Origin of the sequence: Halorubrum amylolyticum, assembly GCF_004114995.1 — an archaeon.
Taxonomy (GTDB): Archaea; Halobacteriota; Halobacteria; order Halobacteriales; family Haloferacaceae; genus Halorubrum; species Halorubrum amylolyticum.
In genome coordinates this window covers 1-14,813 of sequence record NZ_SDJP01000016.1, presented here as the reverse complement: position 1 = coordinate 14,813, position 14,813 = coordinate 1, and the positions used below count along the sequence as shown (strand labels likewise).

The window sequence follows — 14,813 nt, the reverse complement described above, 5'->3', positions numbered from 1 at the left end:
ACTACCCTTATCAGGCCGGCACGGAAGGCTGAGACATGGGATTCGGATCGTACGACGAGAGCGAGCAGAAGGATCAGGACGTAGACACCGACGACGACGGCGCCGTGAACGTCCACGAGAACGACCACGACGGCGAGGTATCCATCGAGGGCGGCGCGTCGACCGACGACCTCGTCGGACGGCTCTCGGAGATGAAAGACGACGAAGACGACGAGTAAGCCGTCTGCCCTCGAACGCGGAACTCCGGCCACCGTGCCGATCGCCGCCGTGTCACGCCCCTTTTTATCCGGCCGAAGCCTACCGACTTCCATGAGCACCGACCTGACGTTCACAGACGACGGCGTCGACGTGGTCTATGAGGGCACAGAGTTCGAACTCGAAAAGGACCTGATCGAGGAGGCGACCGGCAAGGGGTACCGCGACGTCACCGATCACGAGGTGTTACAGATCGTCGCCGAGGAGCCCGATCTCGACGGCGAACCGGTGCGGATCGGCGACGTGCTGTAGGCGGTCGCGGCGGTCGCGGCGGTCAGGACAGCGATACCTGTAACCGAGCCGATCGGTGTGCGATTCGATGCCGATGCGGTACGATTTTACGATTCGGCGGGGTTGAGCGAGTATGAATCCGAGCGACGCCGTCGCCGCGCTCGTCGGCTCGAAGCGCAAGATCGCGCTCCTCGCGGTCCTCGTCGTCGTCGGAACCGTCGGCGGGGCCTTCGCTCTCGGGGTGCTGGGCGCGCCGAGCGTCGCCGCCGTCGACAACACGTTCGGCGACGTGACGAACGAGACCACGGCGATCGAGACGGATCTGGTCGTTTCGAACCCGAATCCCGTCGGGGTCGGCCTCGACGGCGTTTCGGTGAACTACACGGTCTCGATGAACGACATCGAGATGGCGCAGGGCGGTCGGGAGGGCGTTCGCGTCGGCACCGGGAACTCCACGCTGGAGCTGGAAACGTGGCTGCGGAACGACGGAATCCCGCCGTGGTGGGTGAGCCACGTTCGCAACGGCGAGCGGACGACCCTCGACATCGACGCGACCGCGACCTCGGACCGACTCGGCCGGAGCGTCGACTTCTCGCGAAGCCGCGAGATCCGGACGGACATCCTCGGCGCCTTCAACTCCGACGAAACGCGGCCGGTGAACGCCGACAGCCCGCTGACGGGCGATCCGGTCCTCTACGTCAACGAGACCCGGGGCGAGTGGGGGACCGTCAGCGAGTTGGAGACGCCGATCGAGATGGCGTTTACGGTGTACAACCCGAACATCGAGCCGTACGCGGTCACGGAGATCGGCTACGACATCACCATGAACGGGGTGGAGATGGGGTCGGGACAGACCGAGGAAGGATACGTGATCCCCTCCCACAGCACCGAGACGGTCGAGTTCACAACGGGCCTCGAAAACCGTCGCCTCGACGACTGGTGGGTCACCCACCTCGACGAGGACGTTCGCGGCCACCAGGTGACGGGCCTCCGGATCGAGTTCTACGCCGTGATCGAGTTCCCGGGCGGCGAGGAGGCCACCGTCCCGCTCGACGCGCTCACCTACGAGGAGACGATCGAGACGGACATCTTCGGCGAGGGCGACGACGTGCGGAACGGGAGCGACCCGTCGACGGACGAGAGAGACTCCGGAGACGGCGGAAACGAGACATCTGACGGAACGGCTGACGACGACATGTCCGACAGCGACGACACGACCGATAGCGGAAACGAGACCGACGACGACACCACCGGCGGGACCGACGGCGGATCTGATGACGGGTCGGGCGACGGAACGGAGAACGGGACCGACGACGGCGACGATGACGGCGGGATTCTGCCGCTCTGACGCCCTCCCGCGACTTTGCAGTTGTCAGTGGTCATGGTCGTGATCGTGGCTCGTTACCAGCAGACTCTGATCGGCAAACTCCGTCGGATCTCCTTCGAACGTTCGCTTGCAGGTCTCCGCGCAGAAATAGTACGTCGTCCCCTCGTGGGACGCGCTCGGGGCCTCGTCGTCGGTCCGCATGCCGCACACCGGATCGCGATACTGCCCGGGTGCGCCCAGTCCCCGACGGTAGACGTACACGAGGAACCCGGAGAGCGCGAAGGCGACGAGGTTGAGATAGAACGTGTAGTTGAGTTCGAAGTAGGTCTGTTCCGCTGCCGTCTCGCCGCCGGCCAAGTCGGGGACGATGCCGAGGGCGTCGAACAGCAGTTCCATGAGGAAGCCGGTGAACGCCATCGTGACGAAGAAGACGCCGAGGATGTACAGCATGATCTTCCAGCCGTAGTACTTCCGGTAGACGTTCAACACCGGGATCGTGATGAGGTCGGCGTAGACGAACGCGATGACGCCGGCGAAACTGATGCCGCCGCCCCATAGCGCGACCGCGAAGGGGACGTTGCCCATGCTGCCGACGAAACTGATGACGGCGATAGCGACACCCATGATCGCGTTTTCGGCGGTCACGAGCAGGCCGTCGCCCTGAATGAACAGGGTGTTCCACACCCACTGCGGGACGAAGACGATGACGAACCCGGAGATGAGAAAGCCCGCGATGACGTCCTTCCAGATCATCGACCACTCCTTACGGTACTGATTGGCGACCTTGTACCAGCCGCCCCACGACAACAACCCCTCGCGCCACCCGCCGCGGCTCGACATCTCTTGGCGGTAGGTCTCCAGACAACCCTTCGAGCAGAATTTGAGCGTCTCGCCCCCGTCAGTCGTGAGCGTGTACTCCTCTTTGCCCTCCATCCCACAGGTGGGATCTTCGGTAACGCCCGACTCGCGGTCGCGCTCGTTCAGCGTCTCCCGGACCTCGTCGAACAGATTCTCGGGGAGCGTGAGGTGGACGATGACGGCCATGACGCCGATGAGGATGAGGCCGCCGAGCAGTTCCGCGACGAGGAACTCCCAGCCCAGCAGAATCAGGATCATCAACCCGAGTTCGACGATGAGGTTCGTCGACGCGAACATGAACGCGAGGAAGTTCACCGCGTGAGCGCCCTTCTTGAACAACCCCTTCCCGATGGCGACGGCTCCGAAACTGCATCCGCTGCTCGCCGCCCCGAACACGGTCGCTTTGGTGAGTCCGCTCAGGTCACCGTCGCCAAGCATCTGCGCCATTCGTTCCTTGGAGACGTACACCTGGACCAGACTCGTGATCGTGAGGCCCATGATAATCGCCCACGCCGCCGTCCAGAGGAACCCGACACCGATACGGAGGGATTCGAGGACACCACTGATCAGGGTCGCCTGCATGGGTGTATCATCGCAGGGATCATCTATTATAATTTCCCTTAGAAACACCCGATTCCAAGGCGTCCAAACTATGGAAACAAAAGTATGATCTGGATCAATCACGGCATCTGTATTCTCGACCGTTTCACAGACCGCCCCTAGTCCAAGGCGTTCCCTCGATAGTCGTGATCTGCCCACCTAGCAGGAGTTTGGCCTGTGATCGGGTGAGGCCCGAACGTTATGATCGGCTGCGGGCGCCTGGGTGATCAATCGTCGAAACTCGGACGCCGTTCGACTCCACGCTGTGGCACGCGGGCCTCTCCACGCTGGCAACACTCGGCTGGACGACGTACTATCGGTCCTTCTGGCCAAAACTTCCCCGCCGACCTAGAATGTTCCTTCCGACACGTTCGTCTGCTGGCTGTACTGCTCCTCGTACGGGGTCATCTAGAGTGGGTGCGTATGCGGTCGTCAAACTCGGACTCGTCGCCGCGCTCCTCGCAGTACGACAGTACCACGGAGACGGGTACACTCTCCTGGGACGGCGTCCTGGCGTTTCCTCTCGGCATGCTCGCGGCGTACGAAGGATATCGTCGAACAGTGTGAACAGCTCCACACCTTCTCTTGGTTGCTACTGATTCACAGACCACAGTCGTCCGTGGCCACGGAACGCGTCCCATCTCGACAGTCCCCAACTCTGCGGCTGTCACGGGTAGAACCGTTCTCTCCTCCTGTACGGAGAGGGCAGTAGCGTGCAGCGTACTCGGGGGCAAAGGACAGGACACCGAACTCGATCACCCGGACTATTCGACGACCGTACGACGATTCGATAGCTGGACGCGAATGCACTTTATCACCGTCTGTCTTCGTTCGATCGCAAACAATGCGTATTCCCGTTCCGAACAACCGACTCGTCGCGTTCACCCTCGCCGGTGCACTCCTAACGACGGTCGTCGCTGGGGGACTCGCGTTCCCTGGCATCGGCCTCGGACAGCCGGCCGATTCAGTCAGCGATGACACCAACGGGCCACAGCAGGTCGGAGCTGATGCTCCCACGCCCAATCAGGACTTCACACCCGCTATACAGACACAGTCGGGGTACGACGAGGACCGCGAGGAAGAGTACGAGGAACATGAGGATGGAGCGTCCGAAGACAACGAAGAGGAACACGAAGACCATGAAGAATACGAGGAGGAGGACTAAGGGCAGCAAATGATGGCTCTCGAAACAGCGTACGAACGGGTGGGAGCCGCGTGCCGTGATTTCCGGTGTTGCGATACGTCGTTTCACGTCGAGGTGAAGGGGGTCCGAGCCGCCGCTGCGGCGGCCGCCGCCAGACAGACGGTCGAGGAGCTCGAAGACCAATTGAACGCGTTCGACGCCGACAGCGGAGTCAGTCGACTCAACAGCCGGGGAGCAGTCGAAAACAAACACGTCGCTCGCCTCGTACATCGCGGGCTCGAATACTACGAACGAACAGAGGGAATCTTCGACATCCACCAAGGAAGCGTCGAACACTCCCTCAAGGCGTATCTGCGGGGAGACGACGACTCCGTCCCCGAAACGTTCGAGACTGGAACAGTCAGTATCAGCGGGCACCACGTCAGTACCGACGTCACTCTCGATCTCAACGGCCTCGCCAAGGGATACATCGTCGATCGAGCGACGGAGACGCTCGCCGGACTCGGCCGACGCGGATTCGTCAGCGGGGGTGGCGACATGTCGCCCCCGACCGGTCCGGTCAGCATCAAAAGTCCCTACGGCGACGCGAAGCCGCTGAAGATCCTCGAAACAAATTGGGCCGTTGCCACCTCCGGAAGCTATCGCCGCGAGCGTGACGGCACCGACCACATCTACGACCCAGCGACCGAACGGCTCGGTTCGCGACACGAATCGGTAACTGTCCTCGCCGAGCGGGATTGTGTGGAAGCCGACGCACTCGCGACGACGCTCGCCGTATTACCGCTCGATGAGGCCAGAACACTCGCTGAGGACTGGGATGGACTCGAGGCGCTCATCGTTCACGAGGGCGTGTTTCATATGACCGACGGCTTCGACACCCATGTCTTGGACGCGTAAGCAACGCATCACGGTCGCCGCACTCCTCATGTTGCTCGTTGCGACCCCGCTACTCTGGCAGATCGGAAACGTCCGGGCGACTCAAGCGGCCGAACAGAAACAGTCGGAGCTAGTCGATCAGACGGTCACAACGCGCCAAGCACCCGACGATTATGACGGTGACAGAGTCCCCGATTCACAGGATCAGTGTCCGACGCGGCCGGAAACGGACAACGGGTTCCAGGACTCGGATGGCTGTCCGGATGTCGTCGAAACGACGGGGGCCTCGTGATGTCCGAACTCGTCTGGCTCCTCGACCGGGGTGCCGCCCTGGTAGCGTATCCGTTGCTGTACCTCGCTGTCCTCACGGGCATCTTCTACAACACCGAGGCATTTGGTATCCTCCACAGGGGTGCACAACGCGTTCACATCGAACTCTCGGTGTTCGCAATGATCGTGACCGCGCTCCACGCGGGCCTAGGTATCCTCGATAGTTGGTTCGTGGTCACCGGGCAAGCACCGGCACCGGCGTATTCGCTGTCGTACTTCCTCGGCGGGGTCGCCGTCGGTGTCGGAGCGCTACTGTTGCTCGTCGTCGCCGTTCTCGGGTTCACGGATGCGACGCGGTTCGATCAGCCGTGGGGGCCTCGGGTCGTCCATGCGTTCGCCTACGGCGGGTTTGTATTCGCGACGCTTCATGCGGCTGCCATCGGCACCGATTTGACGGGTCTCATCGCCCCGCTTCTCGGGTCGACAGTCACGTTTCTCGTGTACGTGCTCCTCTTGCGTCTGCTCGTGCTCCGTGGTACGGTCGCGGTCGGGGCGACCGCTCAATAACCCTCCCAGAGGTCCAGCAGCCGGTCGACGACGCGGTCCGTGAACGACTGACGGTGTATCGTGTAGAGATACGTGACGCGGTCCGCATCGGTGACCTCGTAGATGACGCGCCGGCCATCCCGCTCTTTCGTGACGAGGCCGGCATCAGTAAGGTTCGAGAGATGCCACGAGATGGTCGACTGGGCTTTGTCCAGGCGGTCGCTCAGTTCGCTCGTCGTGAGCGGCCCGTCCGCGAGGAGATGCGCGAGGATTCGACGGCTGTACTCGCGCCGGAGAGCGTTCATTACGGTCCGGTCGGCCTCGTCGAACTCGGCGGCTGGATAGTATCGCGTGTACTGGCCGTCGTCGGACACCTCGATGAGTCCCGCATCGACGAGCCACCGGAGCTGGTACTGGAGCGTCCCTTGCGCGTAGTCGAGGCCATCAAGGAGCCGACGGAAGTGGATGCCCGGCTTGTCGGCGACGTACTGGTAGATTGCCCGGCGGGACGCTAACTCCAGGTCTGGCTCCGACATTGCTCAGGTTCTGGCGAGGGCGACGAAGAACGTCAGCAGGCCACCCAGGATGAGTAGTGCACTGGCGTGTTCGAGCAGTTCGAGGGTTGCGTAAGGGAAGTACGGAATCAAGAGGTATTCGAGGAACACGATGAGCCCGTAGAGGCCGAACATACCGTACCCGACTGCAACGATTCGCATTCGCGGGTCACGCTCGCGGCGCCACGCGCGATAACTGAACGCGCCGAGCGCGGCAGCAACCAGGAAGACGCCGAGGCTGACGTACTGTTCGAGAAGCTGTGCGAATTCGAGGAGTTGTGCTGATTGCATAGAGTTCCTACCGGGCGGCCGGACACGATGTAGTGGTCCCATTACCGGAGTCAGGACGGTGTGGGGAAAACGGTTGGCGTCCAATCGTCGAATCGATTTCCACTCGACCGTTTCCCGTCGGACATACCGCCAAAGGGCGGGAGCTGGTTGGTTCGAAGCTCAGTCCCGGTACGACCGGACGAACGCACGCCGCAGGACAGTCAGGAGGACGTACGTCTCGTACTTCTGGGTCAGACAGTGTTCACAGGGCTGCATGTCCGCGACAATTTCCTCAATCGTGTCGTCGTACTCGTCCGTGAACGTGGCGAGCGCGTCCGTGATCTGGGGCTGGACGGCGTCGACCATCTCCTCGACGGCGGCGTCGGCCGAATCCGGCAGCGAGTACGAGAGGACCATCGTGTTCGCGTGGTAGTACTTTGTCGTCCCGCCGCGGCCCTCCTCAAAGCGGACGACGTCGACGAGGCCGGCGTCCCGAAGCTCGTTGATGTGGTGGCGCACCGTGTTCTCCGTCCGGTCGACGCCGCGGTCGCCGAGGCGTTCGTGGACCTCGCTCGCAGTCAAGGCCTCGTCGGCCAAAATGTCGAGGATCATCGCTCGCATCGGCTCGTCGATCGCGTCCGAAACCCGAGTGTCTCGCACCGCGATGTCGTCGAGACGGTGGTCGCTGTCCGGACTACTCATACGAGAACTACGCACGAGCACGCGGGAAAAGGTAGCGGGACGCTGGTGCGCAGTTCTCTCGTTGATTACTCACCGGTTGGGTCCGTGATACCGAAAGCTCTAGACGACCCGTTTGACTGTTCCAACGACCCATACCAAAATTCAAACATATCATTTAAAAAATACTTATTGGGGCACGGGCACTCCCTCAAACTGTAATGAGCGACACAACCCAGTTCCGCGTCCTCGACTTCGACTGCCCGACCTGTGCGAGTACCGTCGAACGTGCCCTCGCGAACGTCGACGGCGTCCAGCACGTCGAGGTCCACTACGCGACTGGTCGCGTCGAGATCGAGTACGACGACAGCGTCGCTGACCCCGACGCCTTCGAACAGACCATCGAAAACCAGGGCTACACGGCCCAGCCCGCCTAACACTATGAACAAACAATCGATCACGCAGTACTACCGGAAACACCGGAAGGCCATCGTCACCGCGACGAGCGGCCTCCTCTACGGCGGCGGCTGGAGCCTGGGCTACCTCACGAGTTTCGAGATGGCAAGCGCCGCCATCCTCGTCCTCGCGACGATCGTGGGTGGCTACGACATCGCCAAGACCGCCTACCACGAGGTTACCAACCGGACGCTCGGCATCAAGACGCTGGTGACGCTGGCCGCCATCGGTGCCATCGTCATCGGCGAGTACTGGGAGGCCGCTGCGGTGGTCTTCCTGTTTAGTCTCGGTAGCTACCTCGAGGGGCGGACCATGCGGAAGACCCGGACGGCCCTTCAGGAACTGCTGGAGATGACGCCCGACACGGCGACTGTCCGTCGCGACGGGGAACTTCAGGAGGTACCTGCCCGCGACATCGAGGAGGGCGAAGTCGTTGTCGTGAAGCCAGGTGGAAAGATTCCGGTCGATGGAACCGTCGTCGACGGCGAAAGCAGCGAGGGGTCAGAGACCCCTCGAGCGAACGGGGAACCCGTGAGCGCCGTCAATCAGGCGCCAGTCACCGGCGAGAGCGCGCCCGTCCACAAGGCCGACGGCGACGAGGTCTACGCCGGGACGGTCAATCAGGAGGGCGCGCTAGAAGTTCGGACGACCGGTGCGGGCACGGACACGACGCTCGAACGCATTATCCGTCGCGTCGAGGAGGCCCAGGAGGCACAGTCGCCGACGGAGAGCCTCATCGACCGGTTCGCGAAGTACTACACGCCGGCCGTCATCGTCCTCGCTATCGGCGCGTATGCAGTCACGCAGAACGCGATCCTGTCGCTGACGCTGCTGGTCATCGGCTGTCCCGGGGCGCTCGTCATCGGGCCACCGGTCAGCATCGTCTCCGCCATCGGGAACGCCGCCCGGTCGGGCGTGCTGATGAAGGGCGGCGAGCACCTCGAACGCGCCGGCAAGATTGACCTCGTTGCCTTCGATAAGACCGGCACCCTCACGAAGGGCGAGACCACAGTCGCCGACGTCGAGGGGTTCGGCGTCGCCGACGACGAAGTGCTCGCGCTCGCGGCGACCGCCGAGAAGAAGAGCGAACACCACCTCGCCGACGCCATCGTCGACGCGGCCCGCGAGCAACCGACGGCTGCGACGGACGGTGGGGCGACAGTCACGAACGCAAACGATACGGATGCCGGAAGCCGGTCGGTCCCCGACCCGGATGACTTCGACGTGGTCGCCGGCAAGGGCGTCATTGCCCACGCCGACGGCCACGAAGTTGTCGTCGGGAATCGCGCACTGCTGGACGACCGCGGCATCGACATCCCCAGTCGGGTCGCCGACTACGTCCACGAGCGTGAGGAGCGCGGCGAAACGGTTGTCCACGTCATCCGGGATGGGGACATCATCGGCGCAATCGCGATGCGGGACGAACTCCGAAAGTCCGCCCCTGGCGTCGTCGCGGCGCTCCGGGACGCCGGCATCGAGACGGTGATGCTCACCGGCGACAACGAGCGGACGGCCGCTGCCGTTGCCGAGGAGGTCGGCATCGACGAGTATCGCGCCGAACTGCTCCCCGAAGACAAGCAGACCGTCATCGACGCCTACCAGGCCGACGGCCACGTCGTCGCGATGGTCGGCGACGGCATCAACGACGCGCCGTCGCTGGCGACCGCCGACGTCGGTATCGCGATGGGGGCTGCCGGAACGGACACCGCCATCGAGACGGCGGACATGGCGCTGATGGCCGACGATCTCGAACGCATCCCGTACGCGGTCACGCTGAGCAAGGCGACGCGCCGGAACGTCCTCGAGAACGTCGGGCTCGCGGTGCTGACCGTGACCGTCCTCCTCGCGGGCGTGCTCACCAGCTACGTCACCCTCGCCGCGGGGATGCTCGTCCACGAGGCCAGCGTCCTCGCGGTCATCCTCAACGGGATGCGACTGCTCCGCTACTGACCACTAGACACGATCACCACCACTCATGACATCGAATTCGACTGCGACTGACGTGACCCAGACTAGAACCAACTGGCAGGTAGACTACGACGTCGATCCGATCGAAATTCGCGACCCCGTTGCGGAGGCTCTCGGCGTCCTCGAACCGGACGACCCGTTCGTCATCACCTACGCGGACGCGGTGAAGGCGGCCGGGCACTCCTGTCCGACCGCCTCGGGCGCCTACCGGATTACCCAGCTCGGACTCGACGCGCTGTATCCCGACCGGTATCCGGTCCGAAGCGAGATCGAGGTACAGGCGGCCGGCCCACGAGGCGACGCGACGTACGGCGTGATGAGCCGCATCGTCTCGTACGTGACTGGCGCGACCGAAGACGACGGATTCGGCGGGCTCGCCGGCGGCTACGGCGACCGCCGCGATCTCCTGCGCTTCAACGCGTTCGACCCGGACACGCCGGCTCCGACGTTCCGGTTCCGGCGAACCGACACGGACGAGACCGTCGAAGTGACCTACCACGTCGGCGACGTTCCCGGCGGTGGACCCGCGATCGGGAATCTCCAGGGGATTCTCGACGGGTCGGCGAGCGACCAGCAGCGGGCGGCCTTCGCCGACGCGTGGCACCGCCGCGTGCAGATCGTCCTCAGCGACGACTCGCTGTTCACCGCGGAAGCGGTGTGAACCGGACGGTGTGTCCCTTCATCGAGCGCGGCGCACCGCTGGTCGGACTCGACACCCTACGGTCCGCGGAATTCGGGGACCTTCGGCTCTGCGTTTACTTCAGGTTCACAAAGATTTAAATTCGGTATGGGGCCGGAGGGATTTGAACCCCCGATCGACTGATATCTCCGGTGCGCCTCGGAACTCCAGAGGGTCGTCAACGCGACCGATGATCAGTCGGCCGCTCGGTATATCAGTCTGGAGTGTCGTCCCGGGCGCAAGCCTCTGGAGTCAGTCGCCATGCCTGGCTTGGCCACAGCCCCGCGTGATCTCGCATCAGTTGGTTGCCGAAACGCGGATAAAGGGGTTTCGATCGCGAGCGATCGGGCGACGGGACGGCCGAGCGAAGCGGAGAGGGATGGATCGGGGACGCCAACGCCGCGTGTCACTCCTCTCGGTCGTCGTCGCTCCAGTCGCACTCCTGGCACTTGTAGCCGGTGACGAACTCGGTGACGCTCGGCATGTAACCGACGGTGATGACGCCGCCGCTGCACTCCGGACAGTCGCGGTCGGCGTCCGCGATCGATTCGGCTTCGAGGACCGACTCGCCCTCGACCAGCTCCGCGAGCGTCTCGGGCGTCACCATCCGCCCCTGCACGACGCGATTGGACATACCCGCCGTTCACCGCCGAGCACCTAAACCCCGGCGACACGCGGGGCGGGGAAGGCGTCGCGTCGTCCCCGTCTCCCGAACCCGCCCGGGGCTACAGCCAGGGCGCTCGGGAGTCGTCGTCCGCGAAGGGGTCCGTGCCGTCCCCGTCGTCGCTCGCGGTCGAGGGATCGCCGCCGTTGGCGATCACCGCCACGTCGTCGTCGACGATGGGACCGGGCGCGGTCGGCGCGTCGAGCGGCGGTTCGCTCGGCTCCGAATCCCCGTCGCCGTCCGCACCACCATCGCCGCCCGCACCGTCGTCGGCCACGGTCTCCCCGTCCGCTTCGTCCGCGCCGTCGGAGGCGGAAGCGGCGCCGCCGTCGGGGTCGTCGCCGGCGCTGTCGCCCGCGGCATCGCCGGCCGGCCCGGCGTTCGGGTCGTACGCGAACAGGGTCGTCACGCCGAGTACCGCCAGCGCGATGGGCGCCTCGGTCTGCATGAGGTCGAAGGGACCGAGCAGGATCGGTAGCGCGAGCACGCCTAGCGCGACAGCCGAGCCGAACCGGAACCGATCGATGTCCACGCGCCCGCGGAGGTGCGGCGACAGCAGCGCGATCGCCAGCGCGAACGCGACGCCGACGGCGGCGGCCGCGGTGCCGTTGACCACGTACTCGGTCGACGTCTCGAGGGCGAACCCCGACGGGTCGAAGCTCGCGACGAGACCGAGCGAGATGATGACGCCGGGACTCGGCAGGTACTCGCCGATCTCCGAACTCGCGGTCTTAGCGGCGATCGTGAGGATCACCAGCCCGGCGAAACGCTCGAAGACGAGCAGGTCGAGGAGTTCCTGAAGCATCGGCGCGAGGGCGGCCTCGACCGCGGCGAGCGGGACGACGACGGCGCCGATCAGTAGCACGGACCCGACCATCTGTCGGCGGCTGCCGTCCATCTCCGCGAGGATCACCGCGGCGGTCGCGGAGCCGCCGAAGATGAGGATGCCCGTCTCGATCACGCCCGTCGCGGTCGTCAGGACGCCGGCGACGACTAAGGCGGGGAAGATCCCATCGACGAGCGGCAGCACCATCACGGTCGCGAGCAGCTTCGTCGCGCTCCCGACCTGCTGCTCCAGCCGGAGGGCGATCGGGTGACGTGAGACGCTCATTCAGGGACGATGCCCCTGACCGACGGGTACACGGTAGGAAGCGGACGACCCACGATAGCCGAGGGCCCGGCGTACGGAGTCGAATCCGAGAGCGGCCCGACGAGCCCATGTAAAGCGTTTGCGCGGATTGCCGGCTGTAAAGCGGGCGCCGAGGTTGAGAATCGGCTGGCCGGCGATGCGCGCGTTCACGGGACTGTCGGAGTCCATACTTCATATATCTATTTCGGTTGCGTTAAAGGTTGTGTGAGACATGACCGCACGGAACGAGAGATCGGTACACGCTATTTATAAGTATGTCATAGATATGACGACGGAACCGCGATACAGCTATCGATTCCTCGGAGACGAGTCGGACTCGGTGACCGATCTGTGTACGATCGTTTCGGCGCTAAGCGAACGGATTACGGACGTGTAGTGTACCGAGTTATACGGGACACTATTCGGATGAACGATCGGTTTTTCTGCCGGATGGGTAGCCACCCGTCGATGGCGACGGGATCGTACTGAATCGATGGCAACTTCGAACGCTGTCGTCTCGACGCACAACACGATCAGACGAGATATTGATCCACAAAATTGCATATTACGTGAATCTGGATGACAACGACGTACACGTCCGTGCTGACTCGCAACGTTTTTTATCGGCCGTTCACGACGGTTTATATGGCGACAGACTCCGGCCGATTCTCGGCGAAACTCGACGTCCCGGAAGCGTTGACGTTCGACGACGTGCTCTTAAGGCCCAAGGAGAGCCGCGTCGAGCCCGACGACGCGGACCTCTCCGCTCGCGTCTCGAAGAACGTCGAGCTCACCGTGCCGGTCCTCTCGGCGGCGATGGACACGGTGACCGAGAGCGATCTCGCGATCGCGATGGCCCGCGAGGGCGGGCTCGGCGTCCTCCACCGCAACATGACCGTCGAGGAGACGGCCGCGGAGGTCGAGCGGGTCAAGCGCGCGCACGAGCTCGTCATCCGCCGCGAGAACGTCGTGACCGTCTCGCCCGACGACACGGTCCGCGAGGCCGACGCGCTGATGGAGCGCGAGGGCGTCTCCGGCGCCCCGGTCGTCGACGAGGACGACGCGGTCTTGGGGATCATCTCTGGCACCGACATCCGCCCGTACCTTGAAGTCGGCGAGGACGACGCCGTCAGCGAGGCGATGACCGACGAGGTGATCACGGCACCCGAGGACGTCGACGCCCGCGAGGCGCTGGAGCTGATGTACGACCACAAGATCGAGCGCGTCCCGATCGTCGACGACGACGACGGGCTGGTCGGGCTCGTCACGATGCAGGGTATCCTCCAGCGCCGCGAGCACGAGGAGGCCGCCCGCGACGAGGGCGGGCGCCTGCTCGCCGGGGTCGCGGTCGGCCCCTTCGAGGAGGAGCGCGCCGTCGCGGCCGACGAGGCCGGCGTCGACGTGATCTTCATCGACTGCGCGCACGCCCACAACCTCAACGTGCTCGACTCGGCGCGGGCGATCAAAGAGACCGTCGACGCCGACGTGGTCGTCGGCAACGTCGGGACGCGCGAGGCCGCCGAGGCCGCCGTCGACTTCGCTGACGGGCTGAAGGTCGGCATCGGTCCGGGGTCGATCTGCACCACCCGCGTGGTGAGCGGCGCGGGGATGCCCCAGATGACCGCCGTCTCGCAGGTGGCCGACGTGGCCGCCGAACACGGCGTGCCGGTGATCGCCGACGGCGGAATTCGGTACTCCGGCGACGCGATCAAGGCGCTCGCCGCGGGCGCGAACGCGGTCATGCTCGGCTCGTACTTCGCCGGCACCGACGAGGCGCCGGGGCGCGTCATCACGATGCAGGGGAAGAAGTACAAGCAATACCGCGGGATGGGCTCCGTCGGCGCGATGAAGTCAGGCGGCGGCGACCGCTACCTCAAGGAGGAAAGCGAAGACGAGGAGTTCGTCCCGGAGGGCGTCGAGGCCGCGACCCCGTACAAGGGGAGCCTCGCCTCCGAGCTCCACCAGCTCACCGGCGGCATGTGCTCCGGCATGGGGTACGTCGGTGCCGAGACGATCCCGGGACTCCACGAGCGCGCGGAGTTCGTTCGCGTCTCCAGCGCCGGACAGACGGAGGGCCATCCCCACGACGTGATGATCACCGACGAGGCGCCCAACTACAGCCCGAACGAGTAACGCGGCGGTAGCGGCATCACGTTCCGGATTCGAGGCGATCCCGAAACCGATGACGCGGTCCCGAAGAGGTATTTTAATAGTATGTGTTTACCCCGAGGTCTCGACAGCCGGCACAGCGTGAGCCCGTGAGATAACCTCATTATTGCTGACGACTCGACGAAGTTCTTCGTATGGA

Annotated in this window: 16 protein-coding genes and 1 tRNA gene; 10 read left to right on the top strand and 7 right to left on the bottom strand. The window is 64.3% G+C overall.

What is annotated here, in order from left to right; all coding sequences use genetic code 11:
* Positions 1 to 35: 35 nt before the first annotated feature.
* The 3 genes from ESO89_RS11505 to ESO89_RS11495 all read left to right on the top strand — a co-directional run bounded on the left by ESO89_RS11505 (position 36) and on the right by ESO89_RS11495 (position 1,834).
* On the top strand, positions 36 to 218 hold the full coding sequence (locus ESO89_RS11505) for a DUF5786 family protein (RefSeq protein WP_008003716.1): 183 nt from the start codon (positions 36 to 38) through the stop codon (positions 216 to 218).
* 91 nt (positions 219 to 309) lie between these two features.
* Positions 310 to 507 carry a DUF5800 family protein gene (locus tag ESO89_RS11500; protein ID WP_008003718.1) on the top strand — a complete coding sequence of 66 codons (198 nt, stop codon included), beginning with the start codon at positions 310 to 312 and terminating at the stop codon, positions 505 to 507.
* Between the two features lie 112 nt (positions 508 to 619).
* Positions 620 to 1,834, top strand: coding sequence for an LEA type 2 family protein (locus tag ESO89_RS11495; RefSeq protein ID WP_128905645.1), 1,215 nt, complete (start codon positions 620 to 622; stop codon positions 1,832 to 1,834).
* Between the two features lie 24 nt (positions 1,835 to 1,858).
* On the opposite strand, the gene ESO89_RS11490 is transcribed toward ESO89_RS11495, so the two are convergent.
* Positions 1,859 to 3,253: a permease gene (locus tag ESO89_RS11490; protein ID WP_128905644.1), complete on the bottom strand. Its 1,395-nt coding sequence runs from the start codon at positions 3,251 to 3,253 to the stop codon at positions 1,859 to 1,861.
* 862 nt (positions 3,254 to 4,115) lie between these two features.
* Between ESO89_RS11490 and ESO89_RS11485 the strand changes: the two genes are divergently transcribed.
* The 3 genes from ESO89_RS11485 to ESO89_RS11470 all read left to right on the top strand — a co-directional run bounded on the left by ESO89_RS11485 (position 4,116) and on the right by ESO89_RS11470 (position 6,128).
* Complete coding sequence (locus ESO89_RS11485) at positions 4,116 to 4,436, top strand: hypothetical protein (RefSeq protein WP_128905643.1); 321 nt, start codon at positions 4,116 to 4,118, stop codon at positions 4,434 to 4,436.
* 9 nt (positions 4,437 to 4,445) lie between these two features.
* Positions 4,446 to 5,312, top strand: coding sequence for an FAD:protein FMN transferase (locus ESO89_RS11480; RefSeq protein ID WP_128905642.1), 867 nt, complete (start codon positions 4,446 to 4,448; stop codon positions 5,310 to 5,312).
* A 270-nt stretch (positions 5,313 to 5,582) separates the two neighbouring features.
* On the top strand, positions 5,583 to 6,128 hold the full coding sequence (locus ESO89_RS11470; RefSeq protein WP_128905640.1) for a hypothetical protein: 546 nt from the start codon (positions 5,583 to 5,585) through the stop codon (positions 6,126 to 6,128).
* Here ESO89_RS11470 and ESO89_RS11465 read toward each other — a convergent pair.
* The 3 genes from ESO89_RS11465 to ESO89_RS11455 all read right to left on the bottom strand — a co-directional run bounded on the left by ESO89_RS11465 (position 6,122) and on the right by ESO89_RS11455 (position 7,633).
* Positions 6,122 to 6,643 (bottom strand): winged helix-turn-helix transcriptional regulator, encoded by a 522-nt coding sequence (locus tag ESO89_RS11465; protein WP_128905639.1) that lies wholly within the window; start codon positions 6,641 to 6,643, stop codon positions 6,122 to 6,124. The two genes, ESO89_RS11470 and ESO89_RS11465, sit on opposite strands and share 7 nt — an antisense overlap.
* A gap of 3 nt (positions 6,644 to 6,646) precedes the next feature.
* Positions 6,647 to 6,952: a hypothetical protein gene (locus ESO89_RS11460; protein WP_128905638.1), complete on the bottom strand. Its 306-nt coding sequence runs from the start codon at positions 6,950 to 6,952 to the stop codon at positions 6,647 to 6,649.
* Positions 6,953 to 7,111: 159 nt separating this feature from the next.
* Positions 7,112 to 7,633 carry a helix-turn-helix domain-containing protein gene (locus ESO89_RS11455; protein WP_128905637.1) on the bottom strand — a complete coding sequence of 174 codons (522 nt, stop codon included), beginning with the start codon at positions 7,631 to 7,633 and terminating at the stop codon, positions 7,112 to 7,114.
* 197 nt (positions 7,634 to 7,830) lie between these two features.
* On the opposite strand from ESO89_RS11455, the gene ESO89_RS11450 reads away from it, so the two are divergent.
* Genes ESO89_RS11450 through ESO89_RS11440 form a run of 3 tightly spaced genes read left to right on the top strand, consistent with a single transcriptional unit; the run spans position 7,831 to position 10,694 of the window.
* The gene (locus ESO89_RS11450; protein WP_128905636.1) at positions 7,831 to 8,046 is read left to right on the top strand and encodes a heavy-metal-associated domain-containing protein; all 216 of its coding nucleotides are present in this window, start codon (positions 7,831 to 7,833) and stop codon (positions 8,044 to 8,046) included.
* A gap of 4 nt (positions 8,047 to 8,050) precedes the next feature.
* Positions 8,051 to 10,015, top strand: coding sequence for a heavy metal translocating P-type ATPase (locus ESO89_RS11445; protein ID WP_128905635.1), 1,965 nt, complete (start codon positions 8,051 to 8,053; stop codon positions 10,013 to 10,015).
* Between the two features lie 25 nt (positions 10,016 to 10,040).
* Positions 10,041 to 10,694: a hypothetical protein gene (locus tag ESO89_RS11440; protein WP_128905634.1), complete on the top strand. Its 654-nt coding sequence runs from the start codon at positions 10,041 to 10,043 to the stop codon at positions 10,692 to 10,694.
* Positions 10,695 to 10,821: 127 nt separating this feature from the next.
* Here ESO89_RS11440 and ESO89_RS11435 read toward each other — a convergent pair.
* The 3 genes from ESO89_RS11435 to ESO89_RS11425 form a co-directional block, all read right to left on the bottom strand.
* Positions 10,822 to 10,996 (bottom strand) — tRNA-Trp (locus ESO89_RS11435).
* A gap of 122 nt (positions 10,997 to 11,118) precedes the next feature.
* Positions 11,119 to 11,346 (bottom strand): DUF5795 family protein, encoded by a 228-nt coding sequence (locus tag ESO89_RS11430; protein ID WP_128905633.1) that lies wholly within the window; start codon positions 11,344 to 11,346, stop codon positions 11,119 to 11,121.
* A gap of 91 nt (positions 11,347 to 11,437) precedes the next feature.
* A complete protein-coding gene (locus ESO89_RS11425; protein ID WP_128905632.1) occupies positions 11,438 to 12,487 on the bottom strand; it encodes a DUF5794 domain-containing protein in 1,050 nt (349 codons plus the stop codon).
* Between the two features lie 663 nt (positions 12,488 to 13,150).
* Between ESO89_RS11425 and guaB the strand changes: the two genes are divergently transcribed.
* On the top strand, positions 13,151 to 14,638 hold the full coding sequence (gene guaB / locus ESO89_RS11415) for an IMP dehydrogenase (protein ID WP_128905630.1): 1,488 nt from the start codon (positions 13,151 to 13,153) through the stop codon (positions 14,636 to 14,638).
* Positions 14,639 to 14,813: the final 175 nt, after the last annotated feature.

Excerpts from the sequence above, each read along its gene's own strand:
- ESO89_RS11445 (WP_128905635.1), top strand. The coding sequence starts at position 8,051 with ATGAACAAACAATCGATCACGCAGTACTACCGGAAACACCGGAAGGCC.
- ESO89_RS11500 (WP_008003718.1), top strand. The coding sequence starts at position 310 with ATGAGCACCGACCTGACGTTCACAGACGACGGCGTCGACGTGGTCTAT.
- ESO89_RS11470 (WP_128905640.1), top strand. The coding sequence starts at position 5,583 with ATGTCCGAACTCGTCTGGCTCCTCGACCGGGGTGCCGCCCTGGTAGCG.
- ESO89_RS11490 (WP_128905644.1), bottom strand. The coding sequence starts at position 3,253 with ATGCAGGCGACCCTGATCAGTGGTGTCCTCGAATCCCTCCGTATCGGT.
- ESO89_RS11495 (WP_128905645.1), top strand. The coding sequence starts at position 620 with ATGAATCCGAGCGACGCCGTCGCCGCGCTCGTCGGCTCGAAGCGCAAG.
- guaB (WP_128905630.1), top strand. The coding sequence starts at position 13,151 with ATGGCGACAGACTCCGGCCGATTCTCGGCGAAACTCGACGTCCCGGAA.
- ESO89_RS11485 (WP_128905643.1), top strand. The coding sequence starts at position 4,116 with ATGCGTATTCCCGTTCCGAACAACCGACTCGTCGCGTTCACCCTCGCC.
- ESO89_RS11480 (WP_128905642.1), top strand. The coding sequence starts at position 4,446 with ATGATGGCTCTCGAAACAGCGTACGAACGGGTGGGAGCCGCGTGCCGT.
- ESO89_RS11440 (WP_128905634.1), top strand. The coding sequence starts at position 10,041 with ATGACATCGAATTCGACTGCGACTGACGTGACCCAGACTAGAACCAAC.
- ESO89_RS11430 (WP_128905633.1), bottom strand. The coding sequence starts at position 11,346 with ATGTCCAATCGCGTCGTGCAGGGGCGGATGGTGACGCCCGAGACGCTC.
- ESO89_RS11505 (WP_008003716.1), top strand. The coding sequence starts at position 36 with ATGGGATTCGGATCGTACGACGAGAGCGAGCAGAAGGATCAGGACGTA.
- ESO89_RS11450 (WP_128905636.1), top strand. The coding sequence starts at position 7,831 with ATGAGCGACACAACCCAGTTCCGCGTCCTCGACTTCGACTGCCCGACC.
- ESO89_RS11465 (WP_128905639.1), bottom strand. The coding sequence starts at position 6,643 with ATGTCGGAGCCAGACCTGGAGTTAGCGTCCCGCCGGGCAATCTACCAG.
- ESO89_RS11455 (WP_128905637.1), bottom strand. The coding sequence starts at position 7,633 with ATGAGTAGTCCGGACAGCGACCACCGTCTCGACGACATCGCGGTGCGA.
- ESO89_RS11425 (WP_128905632.1), bottom strand. The coding sequence starts at position 12,487 with ATGAGCGTCTCACGTCACCCGATCGCCCTCCGGCTGGAGCAGCAGGTC.
- ESO89_RS11460 (WP_128905638.1), bottom strand. The coding sequence starts at position 6,952 with ATGCAATCAGCACAACTCCTCGAATTCGCACAGCTTCTCGAACAGTAC.